Below are 13,414 nucleotides of genomic sequence, written 5' to 3'. Positions count from 1 at the left end.
GCCCCGTAACCGGTCAGTGCAGGGCCGCGAACCAGATCGCGATGTACTGGCACAGCGCGGCCACCGCGGTGCAGGCATGGAAGAACTCGTGGTAGCCGAACGTCTCGGGCCAGGGGTCCGGCCACTTCAGCGCATACATGATCGCGCCGATGCTGTAGAGCGCGCCGCCGACGGCCAGCAGCACCATGGCCGCGACACCGGCGTTTTCCATGATCGTCGCGATGAAGAACGCCGACACCCACCCCAGTAACAGGTAGAGCGGCACCCCGACCCACTTCGGGGCGGTCGGCCAGCACAGCTTGAGCACCACGCCGGCCAGCGCCCCGCCCCACACGATCGTCATCACCAGCCGTTCCTGGGCGCCGTGGTCCATGGCCAGCATCGCGAACGGGGTGTAGGTGCCGGCGATGAAGATGAAGATCATCGCGTGGTCGAGCCGCTTCATCCGGATCCGGGCGGCGACGGACTTCCAGGTCACCCGGTGATAGGTGGCGCTGACGGCGAACATGCCCACCACGGAGATGGAGTAGGCCAGCGAGGCCAGACCGGCCTCGGGCCCGGCCAGCGGCCAGGTCACTCCGATCAGCGCGATACCGGCGATCAGCGCCACGATGGCTGACACGAGGTGAATCCAGCCGCGGGCGCGCGGCTTGGCGCGCGGCGCGGGCAACCCGGCCGGACTCGGCTCGGCGATGGTGTCGGTGTGGGTGCTCATGGGCCTTCCTGAACTCCACGCGGATCCCGGACTGATTCCCGTCAATGCTTGCCGATAACAGTAGTCTGGGTTTTTGTGGCGATCATCCCGGCGCGCTTGAAGGAGCCGCTGTACCGGATTTACGAGCTGCGCCTGCGGCAGGGCCTGGCGGCGTCTCGGGCGAATCTGCCCCGCCACATCGCCGTTCTCTGCGACGGTAACCGGCGCTGGGCGCGCGACGCCGGCTACGACGACGTCAGCTACGGCTACCGGATGGGTGCGGCCAAGATCGCCGAGATGCTGCGCTGGTGCGCCGACGCCGGCATCGAGATGGCCACCGTCTATCTGCTGTCCACCGAGAACCTGCAGCGCGATCCCGCCGAACTGGCCGCCCTGATCGAGATCATCACCGACGTGGTGGAGGAGATCTGCGCGCCGGCGAACCAGTGGAGCGTGCGCACCGTCGGGGATCTGGGTCTGCTGGGCGAGGAGCCGGCGCGCCGGCTGCGGGAGGCCGTGGAGAGCACCGCGAGCGCGGCGACCGCCGACGGTGGGGCCTGCCGTTTGCATGTCAACGTCGCGGTCGGCTACGGCGGCCGCCAGGAGATCGTCGACGCGGTGCGGGGCCTGCTCGGCAAGCAGCTGGCCAACGGCGCCACCGCGGAGGAACTCGTCGACGCGGTGACCGTCGAGGGCATCTCGGAGAACCTCTACACCTCGGGCCAGCCCGACCCCGACCTGGTGATCCGGACCTCGGGGGAGCAGCGGTTGTCCGGCTTCCTGCTGTGGCAGAGCGCCTACTCGGAGATGTGGTTCACCGAGGCGCACTGGCCGGCGTTTCGCCGGGTCGACTTCCTGCGGGCGCTGCGCGACTACAGCGTGCGACACCGCAGGTTCGGGCGGTAGCAGCAGGCGCGCTCAGGCGGCACCGTCTACAGTTTTCTCCCATGAAGTGGCGGCTGGCGGCGTTGACGCTGATCCCTGGAACCCTGATCTTCGGCGCCGCACCGGCGCAGGCCGACGAGAAGAGCTACCTCAGCTACCTGGAGTCGCACGGGTTCAAGTACCAGAACAGCCCCGGTCTGACCACGCCGGCCGGGGCGGTGCAATTCGGCGGGATCATCTGCCAGAACCTGCGCCGGGGCCGCCCCGCCAAGGACCGCTTCGGCACGAAGGTCGCCGACGGCGTCACCAAGGTCATGATCGACGCCGCGCAAAAGGAGCTGTGCCCGGACACCCTGGCGCCCGCTGCCACCACGACACCGGCGGTGCCGCCACCGGATGGCGTCGAACCGGCCCCGCCGGCCCCCGAGCTGGCGCCCCTGCCGGACGGCGCGCCGCCTCCGGGCTTCCCGCCGCCTCCGGAGCTGGTGCCCGCGCCCGCGCCCGCGGCCGAATTCCCGCCGCCGCCGATATGGCCGCCCGCACCCGAGCCGGCGGCACCGCCCGCGGATGAGCCGGCGCCCCCGGCGCCCACGCCGCAGCCGGGCACGGCAACCCAGCCCTAGCCCTAGAGCTTGCGCAGACGCAGCCGGTTGATGGAGTGATCGGCGTCTTTGCGCAGCACCAGGGTGGCCCGCGGACGCGTGGGCAAGATGTTCTCGATCAGGTTGGGCCGGTTGATCGAGCGCCAGATGTCGCGCGCGGCGGCGACGGCCTGCTGGTCGCCCAACGCCGCGTAGTGGTGGAAATGCGAGTCGGGGTCGGCGAACGAGGTGGAGCGCATCGCCAGGAACCGCGAGACGTACCAGTGCTCGATGTCTTCGACCCGGGCGTCGACATACAGCGAGAAGTCGAACAGGTCGGAGATCATCAGCGTCGGCCCCGTCTGCAACACGTTGAGGCCTTCGAGGATCAAGATGTCGGGGTGGCGGACCACCTGCTTGGCGTTGGGAACGATGTCGTAGCTCAGGTGTGAATACACCGGCGCGCATACGTAGTCCGCGCCGGACTTCACCGAGGTGACGAAGCGCATCAGCGCCCGCCGGTTGTAGCTTTCCGGAAAGCCTTTGCGGTGCATCAGGTTCCGGCGCTGCAACTCGTGGTTGGGGTAAAGGAACCCGTCGGTGGTGACCAGGTCCACCCGCGGGTGGTGATCCCAGCGGGCCAGCAGCGCCTGCAGCACGCGGGCGGTGGTGGACTTGCCGACCGCCACACTGCCGGCCACCCCGATGACGAACGGCACCGGCCGGTCGGGGCTCTGGTCGTTCTCGCCGAGGAATTCCGCGGTGGCGGCGAACAGCTGCTGGCGCGCGGCGACCTGCAGGTGCAACAGTCGGGCCAGCGGCAGATAGACCTCTTCGACCTCCAGCAGGTCGACCTGCTCACCGAGGCCGCGCAGGGCCACAACTTCGGCTTCGCTGAGCGGCATCGGCGTCGACATACGCAGTGTCCGCCATTGACGTCGGTCGAACTCCACATAGGGACTCGGCTCGCTAAGCCGCCGCATGACCATACAGTCTTGCAGGCACCTCGACCGTTAGCCTGATCGGGTATGGAGCCCGACGTCTTGATCCGTGAGTACCTGTTGCTCGGTCTGCGCTTCGACCGCATCGAACAGGGGTATGTCGACGCCTTCACCGGCGATCCCGCGCTGCGGCGTGTGGTCGCCGACGAGCCGGCGCCCGACCCGGCCGCACTGGCCCGCCAGGCCGAGAAACTGGCCGCGGAGCTGCCGGGCGGACTCGACGCCGAGCGCGCGGAATATCTGCGGGCACACCTGCGGGCCCTGGCCTGCGCCGGGCGCAAGTTCGCCGGCGAGCAGGTCGGCTTCGTCGAAGAGGTGCGCGACTACTTCGACGTCGAGATCGCCAAGGCCGACACCGACCGCTACCGCCAGGCCCACGCCCGGCTCGACGAGGCGCTGGGCGGGACCGGCCCGCTGGCCGAGCGCATGATCGCCTACCGCCGCGCCGAGGAGATTCCGCCGGAGCGCCTCGAAGCCGCCATCCACGCGTTCTCCTCGGCGCTGCGTGACCGGGTGCGGGTGAGCTTCCCGCTGCCCGAGACCGAGACCATCACCTACGAGGTGGTGACCGACAAGCCGTGGTCGGGTTTCAACTACTACCGCGGCGACTACCACTCCACGGTGGCGGTCAACGCCGACCTCAAACAGCTGATGTCGAACCTGCCACGGCTGGTGGCCCACGAGTCCTACCCGGGACATCACACCGAGCACTGCCGCAAGGAAGCCGGGCTGGTGGCCAAGCGGGGCCAGGCCGAACAGACCATCTTCCTGGTCAACACGCCGCAGTGCCTGATGGCCGAGGGGCTGGCCGACCTGGCGTTGCACGCCGCGGTGGGGCCGGGCTGGGGCGCCTGGGCGGCCGAGATCTACGCCGATCTGGGTTTGACGTTCGACGGCCAGCGGGCCGAAGCGGTGTCCGAGGCCGCCGCGGCGCTGGCCGACGTGCGGCAGGACGCGGCGCTGATGCTGCACGACGAGGGCCGCGACGCCGACGAGGTGGTGGCCTACCTGCGCCGGTGGCTGCTGGTCCCCGAGGACCGGGCCCGCCAGGCGCTGCGGTTCCTGGCCTCGCCGCTGTGGCGGGCCTACACCTCGACCTACGTGGAGGGCTACCGGCTGCTGCGCGCCTGGCTGGACGCTCCGGCGCCAGATCCCGGCGACCCGGCCGCGGCCGGGGGGCGGCTCACCGAGCGTTTCCGGCGGCTGCTCGACGAGCCGCTGACGCCGTCGCGCCTGCGTGCCGAGCTGGGTGGATAGCACGTCGGGCGGGTGCGCACCGACTCTATAGACTTGCGCGCGTGACTGCCGCACCGAACACTCGCCCCGCATCCACCATGTCGGCCCCGCTGGCTGAACTCGACCCCGACATCGCCGAGCTGCTCGGCAAGGAGCTGGGGCGTCAGCGCGACACGCTGGAGATGATCGCGTCGGAGAACTTCGTGCCGCGAGCGGTGCTGCAGGCGCACGGCAGCGTGCTGACCAACAAGTACGCCGAGGGCCTGCCGGGCCGGCGTTACTACGGCGGCTGCGAGCACGTCGACGTGGTGGAGAACATCGCCCGCGACCGCGCCAAGGAACTGTTCGGAGCGGATTTCGCCAACGTCCAGCCGCACTCGGGCGCCCAGGCCAACGCGGCGGTGCTGCAGGCGCTGATGGAGCCCGGTGACCGGCTGCTGGGGCTGGACCTGGCCAACGGGGGTCACCTGACCCACGGGATGCGGCTGAACTTCTCCGGCAAGCTCTACGAGAACGCCTTCTACGGTGTGGACCCGGTCACTCACCGCGTCGACATGGACGTGGTGCGCGCCCAGGCGCTGGAGTTCAAGCCGAAGGTGATCATCGCCGGGTGGTCGGCCTACCCGCGCATCCTGGACTTCGCGGCGTTCCGGTCCATCGCCGACGAGGTCGGCGCGACGCTGTGGGTCGACATGGCGCACTTCGCCGGCCTGGTCGCCACCGGCCTGCACCCCTCGCCGGTACCGCACGCGCAGGTGGTGTCCACCACGGTGCACAAGACGCTGGGCGGACCGCGCTCCGGGATGATCATCGGCCAGAAGGAGTTCGCCAAGCAGATCAACTCGGCGGTCTTCCCGGGCCAGCAGGGCGGCCCGCTGATGCACGTGATCGCCGCCAAGGCCGTCGCGCTGAAGATCGCCGGCACGGCCGAGTTCGCCGAGCGCCAGCAGCGGGTGCTCTCCGGCGCCAAGATCATCGCCGAGCGACTGCTGGCCGCCGACGTCGCCAAGGCCGGGGTGTCGGTGGTCAGCGGCGGTACCGACGTGCACCTGGTGCTGGTCGACCTGCGTGACTCGCCGCTGGACGGCCAGATGGCCGAGGACCTGCTGCACGAGGTCGGCATCACCGTCAACCGCAACGCCGTCCCCAACGACCCGCGGCCGCCGATGGTCACCTCCGGGCTTCGGGTCGGCACTCCGGCGCTGGCCACCCGTGGTTTCGGCGACGCCGAGTTCACCGAGGTCGCCGACATCATCGCCACCGCGCTGGCGGCCGGTTCGGCCGCCGACGTGCCGGCGCTGCGGGCCCGGGTCACCAAGCTGGCGCAGGCGTTTCCGCTCTACGACGGGCTCGAGGACTGGAAGCTGGCCTAGCCGGCCGGGACACGCCGCACCCCGAGTTGACAGGATAGTGTGAATTCGGGTTACAGTTACTTTCATGGCTGAACGTCCCGTTGCTAATGCACTGATCCTCGAGCTGGAGCCGGTGGTCGACGCGAACCTGGCCCGGCACATCGACACGGTCGACCCGTGGTACGCCCACGACTATGTGCCGTTCGAGCAGGGCGAGAACTTCGCCTTCCTCGGTGGCAAGGACTGGGACCCGTCACAGGTCACGCTGCCCAAGGTGATCACCGACGCCTGCGAGATCCTGCTGATCGAGAAGGACAGCCTGGCCGGCTACCACCGCGAACTGGTCGAGCACTTCATCCTCGAGGACAAGTGGGGCCGCTGGATCGGCCGCTGGACCGCCGAGGAGCACCTGCACGCCATCGCGCTGCGCGAGTACCTGATGGTCACCCGCGAGATCGACCCGGACGCCAACGAGCGCGTGCGCATGGAGCACGTCCAGAAGGGCTACCGCGCCGACCGCTACAGCCAGGTCGAGACGCTGGTGTTCATGGCCTTCTACGAGCGCGCCTGCGCCGAATACTGCCGCAACCTGGCCGACCAGATCGAGGAGCCCGTGCTCAAGGGTCTGATCGGCCGGATCGCCGGCGACGAGGAACGCCACGAGGAGTTCTTCGCCAACCTGATCGCGCACTGCCTGGACTACGTGCACGACGAGACGGTGGCCGCCATCGCCGCGCGGGCCGCCGAACTCAAGATCGTCGGCGCCGACATCGACGCCTACGCCGACCGGCAGCCCGGAATCGCCGAAGCCGGCATCTTCGGGCCCGACCAGTTGCGCCGGGTGATCTCCGACCGGATCAGCGCCTGGGGCCTGGCCGCGCACCCCGATCTGAAGCAGTTTGTGATCGGCTGACACTCCGGCGCGCCTGCGCTGCGGGCACGCATCGGCGGGGGTACCGTCGCAATCGATGGCTAGCCACACGCTTCGCTGTCTCATCGGCACCACCGGTCGTGATTACGACAGGACCGGCCCCGTTCCTGTGCCGCCCCCCGTCGGATTGTTCGCGCGGGGTCGCGCGTGCCCTCACCGCTGGAGCGCTTAGTGCCTGATATCCGGACGTACGTGCTCGACACCTCCGTACTGCTGTCGGACCCCTGGGCTTGCACCCGGTTCGCCGAACACGAAGTTGTCGTCCCACTGGTGGTCATCAGCGAGCTGGAGGCCAAACGCCACCACCACGAGCTGGGCTGGTTCGCCCGCCAGGCGCTGCGCATCTTCGACGACATGCGCCTGCAGTATGGGCGGCTTGATCAGCCCATTCCCGTTGGGACGCAGGGCGGCACGCTGCACGTCGAGCTCAACCACAGCGACCCCGCGGTGCTGCCCACCGGATTCCGCACCGACAGCAACGACTCGCGCATCCTGACCTGCGCGGCCAACCTGGCCGCCGAGGGCCGCCGAGTGACGTTGGTGAGCAAGGACATTCCGCTGCGTGTCAAGGCCGCGGCGCTCGGATTGGCCGCTGACGAGTACCACGCGCAGGACGTCATCGTCTCCGGCTGGACCGGAATGGACGAGGTCGAGGCGTCGGTGGAGGACATCGACGCCCTGTTCGACGAGGGCGAGATCGACCTGGCGGCGGCCCGGGATCTGCCGTGCCACACCGGAATCCGGCTGCTCGGCGGGACCTCGCATGCATTGGGCCGGGTCAACGCCGCCAAACGGGTGCAGCTGGTCCGCGGTGACCGGGAGGCGTTCGGGCTGCGGGGCCGGTCTGCCGAACAGCGGGTGGCGCTGGACCTGCTGCTCGACGAATCGGTGGGAATCGTCTCGCTGGGCGGCAAGGCCGGCACCGGCAAGTCGGCGCTGGCATTGTGCGCCGGCCTGGAAGCGGTCCTGGAGCGGCGCACCCAGCGCAAGGTGGTGGTGTTCCGTCCGCTCTACGCGGTCGGCGGCCAGGAACTGGGTTATCTGCCCGGCAGTGAGAACGAGAAGATGGGGCCGTGGGCCCAGGCGGTGTTCGACACCCTGGAAGGCCTGGCCAGCCCCGCGGTGCTCGAGGAGGTGCAGTCGCGCGGCATGCTCGAGGTGCTGCCGCTGACCCACATCCGGGGCCGCTCGCTGCACGACTCGTTCGTGATCGTCGACGAAGCGCAGTCGTTGGAGCGCAACGTGCTGCTGACGGTGCTCTCCCGGCTGGGCACCGGGTCGCGGGTGGTGCTCACCCACGATGTCGCGCAGCGCGACAACCTGCGGGTCGGCCGGCACGACGGTATCGCCGCGGTGATCGAGAAGCTCAAGGGGCACCCCCTGTTCGCACACATCACCCTGCTGCGCAGTGAGCGCTCGCCGATCGCCGCCTTGGTCACCGAGATGCTGGAGGAGATCAACGGACCCGACCTGGGCTGAAATCCCAGGCCGCCAGTGGCCCCGTCGGGTGCCAACGCCTTGGCAGGCTAAGAAAAAGCCAACAAGGAAATGATCGAACTCTGAATGTTTAGGTAAGCTTCCTTGTGTGGACGGCTGGGCAGCGCAGGATACCCGTAGCAGGCGGCAACGCCCTCACCGCCTCACCGGAACGGTTCCCAGACGGGTCGTCGGCGCGACATCGCTGGTAGGAGCCTTTTTGGCCGTCGGGATGTCGCCGGCTTCCACCGCCCCCGCGGCGGCCGACATCGACGATTTTCTGGCCCCGCTCTGGGACGCGATCAGCACCGCGCAGGTAGAACCGGATCTTTTCGCGGCATTCGGTGTGGAGTCACCCTTCGCCGCGGCGGCCGAGAACCCGGCCTGGGAGGCCCTCTACGACGGCCTGAGCGACTACGTGGACAGCAACGGCTGGTTGCTTGACCTGATCAACGCTCCGTTCGTCACGATGTTCGGGCGGACGCTGATCGGCGACGGGATCGACTTCTACACCGGCACCAACGATTCCTGGTTCGGCTGGTTGCCCGGTATCGGCGATCTGGGCGACGGCGGGTTCTTGTTCGGCGATGGCGGCACCGGCGCCGATGGGACGGCCGATCACCTGGCGGGCTACGCCGGCGGCTTCGCCGGAATGTGGGGCAACGGCGGCGACGGCGGCGCCGGATTCGACGGGGGAGCCGGGGGCGACGGCGGCGACGGCGGCTGGCTGGCCGGCAACGGCGGGGCCGGTGGTGTCGGCGGTGCGGGCGCCGACGGCGGTGACGGTGGTGCCGCCAACTGGCTGGCCGGCGACGGCGGGGCGGGCGGCGCCGGTGGCGCGGGATTCGCCGCCGTCGGGGCCGGGGAAGCCGGCGGGGATGGCGGCAACGGTGGCGCCGGTGGTCGCGCCGGTCTTTTCTTCGGCAGCGGTGGGGTCGGCGGTACCGGCGGCCCGGGCGCCGACGGCGCGGTCGGGGCGGTGGGCATCGCTGACTTCGGCTTCGGCGCTGGAGGCGCTGGCGGAACCGGCGGTGCCGGTGGCGCCGGTGGCAGCGGCGGCGCCGGCAACCTGTTCTCGCAGTGGTGGGGTGCCTGGACCGGCCGGGCCGGTGCACTCGGCGACGGCGGCGCCGGCGGAAACGGCGGGGCGGGCGGCGCGGGAGCTGAGGGTGCCGACGGCGCCACACCGGGCGCCGCCGGCGAACACGGCGGTGCCGGTGGCGCCGGCGGCGACGGCGGTATCGGTGGTGGCGGCGCCAGCGCGGGCGCGCACGGTACCGGCGGTACCGGCGGTGCCGGCGGCAACGGTGGCCGGGGCGCGGCCGGCGCCGCCGGAGCCGACGGCACGGCCGCACGGGTGGACGGATTGGCCGGACAGGCCGGTGGCGCCGGGGGCAATGCCGGCGCCGGCGGAGCAGGCGGTGCCTCGGGAGCGGGCACCTTCGCGGCCGGCGGTCTGCACGGCGCCGCGGGCGTCGGTGGTGACGGCGGCGCCGGTGGGGCGGGCTTTGACGGCCTGAACGGCACCGCCGAACGCATCGACGGCACCAACGGTGGCGCCGGGGGCGCCGGCGGAGCCGGCGGTGCCGGGGGAGTCGAGGTCGGCGGCGGCCGGGCACTGCAGGGCGACGGCGGCAACGGTGGTGCCGGCGGCGCGGGAGGCGCTGGTTACAACGGCCGGGACGGCGCTGCGGCGACGACGCCGGGTGCTACCGGCGGTACCGGCGAGAACGGCGGCGCGGGGGGTCACGGCGGGGACGGCGGGCAGGGCGGTACGGGCGCCAATGCCGGCGTTCAGGGTGTCGGCGGCGCCGGCGGCGACGGTGGTTCGGGCGGCCGCGGTGGCGCCGGGGCCAGCGGAGTGGACGGCACCGCCGCACACGTCGAAGGCCACCACGGCGGTGCCGGCGGTACCGGGGGCAACGGCGGGGTCGCGGGTAATGGGGGACGCGGGTCGCTGGGCGGCTCCGGCGGCACCGGAGGTAACGCCGGAAGTGGCGGTGCCGGCGGCGCCGGCGGGAACGGTTCCGGTGGCGGCACCAGCGCGGCCGCGGGCAATGGAGGCGACGGCGGTGTCGGCGGTCAGGCCGGCGGGCGCGGCGCCGGCGGTCGGGGCGGCCTGCACGGCGACGGCATCACCCAGGCGGACGACGGCGCTGACGGCGCCGCGGCCGCCTCCGGTGACGGCGGTGTGGGCGGCAACGGTGGCAATGGCGATCCGTCGGCCGGCGGAGCGCTCGGCCAATACGGCGGCCTGGGCGGCGCCGGCGGCAGCGGTGGTGCCGCCAACGGCGGGGCGGCCGGAAACGGTGGCGCCGGCGGAGCCGGTGGTGCCGGGTCCGCGATCGGCCTGGGTGCGGTCGGTGGTGGCGGCGGCGCCGGTGGGGCCGGCGGGACCGCAGACGGGACGCGCGCCGGACAGGGCGGCGGGGGCGGCGGTGGCGGTGGCGTCGCCTCGGTCACCGGCGACGGCTCGGCCAGCGGCACCACGGTGAGCGGCGGCCGCGGCAGCGACGGGGGCGCCGGCAGCGCCGACACCGTGGGACAGGGCGGCCGTACCGGTGGCCGGGCGGTTGCCGTGATCGACGGCAGCAGCTCCGATGTGACGGTCCGCGGCGGCAACGCCACCTCCCGTGCCGACGGCGCCGACGCAGCTCTGACCGTCGGGGTGGGCAGCAGCGTCGAGGGCAGCCGCATCACCGGTGGCACGGTCGGCTCCGGTGGCGCCGGAGGTGGGGCGTCGCTGAGGGCCACCGATGGCGGGACCGTCTCCGGCAGCGAGGTCACCGGCGGGGCCGGCACCGACGACACCGGAAACGGCGGTGACGCCGCGATCACCGCCGACGGTACGGGCAGCTCGGTGCTCGACAGCGTGGCCGTCGGCGGCGATGGCGCGGGCGGTGGCGCAGGCGGTGCCGGTGGTGCCGCGGAGGTGTCCGCATCGTCAGGCGGCACCGTCACCGGCAGTTCGGTCATCGGTGGTGCCGGCGGTGCCGGCGTCGACGGCGGTGCCGGAGGTATGGGCGGCGCGGCTGTGGTCAGCGCCGGCTCGGGTGGCGTCGTCACCGCGCAGGCCACCGGCGGTGCCGGCGGTGAGGGTGCCGGCGTCGGCAGCCTCGGTGGTGCCGGCGGCGCCGCTGAGGCGGGCGGCGGAATCATGGGGCAAGGGGGCACCGTCACCGGCACCGCCACCGGCGGAGCCGGCGGTGCGGCCACCGGTGGGGGACGTGGCGGCGACGGCGGCAGCGGCGGGATCTACGCCTACCTCGGCGGTCAGGCCGAGGACAGTAGCGCCACCGGCGGTGCGGGCGGCGCCGGCCTGGCCGGCGGCACCGGCGGTAAGGGCGGCTATGGGGACGTCTATTCCGTCGGCGAGGTGAACGGCGCCGTCGTCACCGGCGGCGCCGGGGGTGACGGCATCTCCGGCGGCGTGGGCGGCGCCGGCGGCTTCAGCTTCATTCAGAGCGGCGTCGACAGTGGTGACGCCTCCAGCGCCACCGGTGTCTCCGTGGGCGGTGCCGGCGGAATCGGCGGTGCCGGGGGAATCGGCGGGACCGGCGGGTTCGCCACGATCTTCACCGCGACCGCGTCCTCGGTGAGCGGCACCGTCTTCGGCGGGGCGGCCGGTGATGCCCTCGCCGGCGGCCTCGGCGGGCACGGCGGCCACGCGACCATCGCGACGCTGGAGGACAACGTCGTGGTCAACGGCACGGCGATCGGAGGCGACGGCGGTGCTGCCGGTGCCGCAGGCCTCGGCGGCGAGGGCGGCGCGGGTGGTGATGGCGGCATCGGCCGGATCGACCTGGTGGTCGAGCCCGGCCAGTTGATCGTCGACGGCACCTCCGCCGGCGGGGCCGGCGGGAACGGCGGGGCGGGCGGCGTCGATGCCGACGGCGGCGACGGCGGCGACGGTGGTGACTCCTTCACCATCGCCGGCGGCACCGACAGCGCCGGCGGATACGGTGGTGACGGCGGCAACGGCGGGGCGATCGGCGTCAACGGCGACGGTCGCGGCGGAAACGGCGGTGCCGGCGGCACCGGCTACAACGCCGTCGGCGGCAACGGCCAACACGGCGGTAACGGACAGGCCGACGGCACCCCCGGTGCCGACGGTGCCCCCGGAGCCGACAACCCGTAGCGCCGTCCGGCGTCCCGGTAGGCTGCCGGGGTGGTGAAACCCTGGCGCGTCGGTGTTGTCGCGACGGTTGTTGCGGTGCTCGCCGCCTGCACCAGTCAGGTGCACGAGGCCACTGCGGACCCGGTGGACTGTGCGGTGGTCAAGTGTGTGGCCCTGACGTTCGATGACGGGCCCTCGCCGTACACCGATCGGCTGCTGCGGGTGTTAAACGATGCCGGGGCGCGCTCCACGTTCTTCCTGATCGGCAACAAGGTGGCAGCAAACCCCTTGGCGGCCAAGCGAATCGCCGAAGCCGGTATGGAGATCGGCAGTCACACCTGGGAACACCCGAACATGACCACGATTCCCGCGGCGAACGTGCCGGCCCAGTTCGCCCGCGCCAACGACGCCATCCGGTCGGCCACCGGGCACACGCCGACCTTGTGGCGGCCGCCCGGGGGACTCACCGATGATGCGGTCAATGCGCAGGCCGCCCAGTTCGGCCTGGCGGGGATTCTGTGGGATGTCATCCCCTTCGACTGGATCAACGACGCCGACACCGCCGCCACCCGCTACATGTTGATGACGCAGATCCGGCCCGGTTCGGTGGTGCTGTTCCACGACACCTACTCCTCGACCGTCGACCTGGTGTATCAGTTCCTGCCCGTGCTCAAAGCCAACGGCTACCACCTGGTCACGGTCAGCGAGCTGCTCGGGCCGCGCGCACCGGGCAGCGTGTACGGCGGACGCGAGAACGGTCCGCCGGCCAACGAGCTGCATGACATCCCCACCGCGGACATCCCGGCGCTGCCGGCCACACCGTCGCCGCCGCCGATGCCCAACTTCCCGATCACCGATATCGCCGGGGCCAATTCGGGGGGACCCAACAACGGCGCCTGATGGCCGCGGATCGGGACGTGTTGTCAGTAGCAGCTGCTAAAATCGAACGTATGTTCGAACAATCGTCACGGGTTCCGTCTCCGGAGGCGATTGCGCGGCTCAGTGAGCGCTTTGAGCGGCGGTATCCCTCGATGACGGCGGAGTCGGCTGCGTTGGTGGAGCGGATCTGTGCAACGGCGCGGGCGGAGAATCGGGCCGCGGCGGCGCAGTTGGCCGCGATTGGGGAGTTGTTCGCGCTGCG

10 protein-coding genes and 1 pseudogene are annotated in these 13,414 nt (G+C 71.6%); 9 read left to right on the top strand and 2 right to left on the bottom strand.

Going from position 1 to position 13,414, the window contains the following annotated elements:
• Nucleotides 1–13: 13 nt before the first annotated feature.
• The gene (gene trhA, locus AWC02_RS15130; RefSeq protein WP_085129568.1) at nt 14–715 is read right to left on the bottom strand and encodes a PAQR family membrane homeostasis protein TrhA; all 702 of its coding nucleotides are present in this window, start codon (nt 713–715) and stop codon (nt 14–16) included.
• A gap of 75 nt (nt 716–790) precedes the next feature.
• Here trhA and AWC02_RS15125 point away from each other — a divergent pair, with 75 nt between their 5' ends.
• Together AWC02_RS15125 and AWC02_RS22915 are read left to right on the top strand one after the other, a co-directional pair.
• On the top strand, nt 791–1,600 hold the full coding sequence (locus AWC02_RS15125) for a (2Z,6E)-farnesyl diphosphate synthase (protein ID WP_085129567.1): 810 nt from the start codon (nt 791–793) through the stop codon (nt 1,598–1,600).
• 41 nt (nt 1,601–1,641) lie between these two features.
• The gene (locus AWC02_RS22915) at nt 1,642–2,202 is read left to right on the top strand and encodes a DUF732 domain-containing protein (RefSeq protein WP_085129566.1); all 561 of its coding nucleotides are present in this window, start codon (nt 1,642–1,644) and stop codon (nt 2,200–2,202) included.
• A 2-nt stretch (nt 2,203–2,204) separates the two neighbouring features.
• On the opposite strand, the gene coaA is transcribed toward AWC02_RS22915, so the two are convergent.
• Nucleotides 2,205–3,143, bottom strand: a complete 939-nt coding sequence (gene coaA, locus AWC02_RS15115) for a type I pantothenate kinase (protein WP_085129617.1) — start codon at nt 3,141–3,143, stop codon at nt 2,205–2,207.
• Between the two features lie 45 nt (nt 3,144–3,188).
• On the opposite strand from coaA, the gene AWC02_RS15110 reads away from it, so the two are divergent.
• From AWC02_RS15110 to AWC02_RS22195, 7 genes and pseudogenes are all read left to right on the top strand, one after another.
• Nucleotides 3,189–4,418: a DUF885 domain-containing protein gene (locus AWC02_RS15110; protein ID WP_085129565.1), complete on the top strand. Its 1,230-nt coding sequence runs from the start codon at nt 3,189–3,191 to the stop codon at nt 4,416–4,418.
• A 77-nt stretch (nt 4,419–4,495) separates the two neighbouring features.
• Nucleotides 4,496–5,770, top strand: a complete 1,275-nt coding sequence (gene glyA / locus AWC02_RS15105; protein ID WP_085129564.1) for a serine hydroxymethyltransferase — start codon at nt 4,496–4,498, stop codon at nt 5,768–5,770.
• A 64-nt stretch (nt 5,771–5,834) separates the two neighbouring features.
• Entirely contained in the window at nt 5,835–6,662 is an 828-nt protein-coding gene (locus AWC02_RS15100) for an acyl-ACP desaturase (RefSeq protein ID WP_085129563.1), read from the top strand.
• 189 nt (nt 6,663–6,851) lie between these two features.
• Nucleotides 6,852–8,159 carry a PhoH family protein gene (locus AWC02_RS15095; protein ID WP_085129562.1) on the top strand — a complete coding sequence of 436 codons (1,308 nt, stop codon included), beginning with the start codon at nt 6,852–6,854 and terminating at the stop codon, nt 8,157–8,159.
• 217 nt (nt 8,160–8,376) lie between these two features.
• Nucleotides 8,377–12,294 carry a PGRS repeat-containing protein gene (locus AWC02_RS22910; RefSeq protein ID WP_165757916.1) on the top strand — a complete coding sequence of 1,306 codons (3,918 nt, stop codon included), beginning with the start codon at nt 8,377–8,379 and terminating at the stop codon, nt 12,292–12,294.
• A gap of 30 nt (nt 12,295–12,324) precedes the next feature.
• A complete protein-coding gene (locus AWC02_RS15080) occupies nt 12,325–13,173 on the top strand; it encodes a polysaccharide deacetylase family protein (protein WP_085129561.1) in 849 nt (282 codons plus the stop codon).
• A gap of 50 nt (nt 13,174–13,223) precedes the next feature.
• Nucleotides 13,224–13,414, top strand: a pseudogene (locus AWC02_RS22195) (hypothetical protein); the annotation flags it as partial.

Origin of the sequence: Mycolicibacter engbaekii (genome assembly GCF_002101585.1) — a bacterium.
In the GTDB taxonomy this organism is placed as follows: Bacteria; Actinomycetota; Actinomycetes; order Mycobacteriales; family Mycobacteriaceae; genus Mycobacterium; species Mycobacterium engbaekii.
Note: the sequence above shows the minus strand (reverse complement) of the source record. Positions and strands in the feature narration are given on the sequence as shown.

Bases quoted from the DNA above. Each gene is read 5' to 3' on its own strand.
- trhA (WP_085129568.1), bottom strand. From the start codon at position 715: ATGAGCACCCACACCGACACCATCGCCGAGCCGAGTCCGGCCGGGTTG.
- AWC02_RS22915 (WP_085129566.1), top strand. From the start codon at position 1,642: ATGAAGTGGCGGCTGGCGGCGTTGACGCTGATCCCTGGAACCCTGATC.
- coaA (WP_085129617.1), bottom strand. From the start codon at position 3,143: ATGCGGCGGCTTAGCGAGCCGAGTCCCTATGTGGAGTTCGACCGACGT.
- AWC02_RS15110 (WP_085129565.1), top strand. From the start codon at position 3,189: ATGGAGCCCGACGTCTTGATCCGTGAGTACCTGTTGCTCGGTCTGCGC.
- glyA (WP_085129564.1), top strand. From the start codon at position 4,496: ATGTCGGCCCCGCTGGCTGAACTCGACCCCGACATCGCCGAGCTGCTC.
- AWC02_RS15100 (WP_085129563.1), top strand. From the start codon at position 5,835: ATGGCTGAACGTCCCGTTGCTAATGCACTGATCCTCGAGCTGGAGCCG.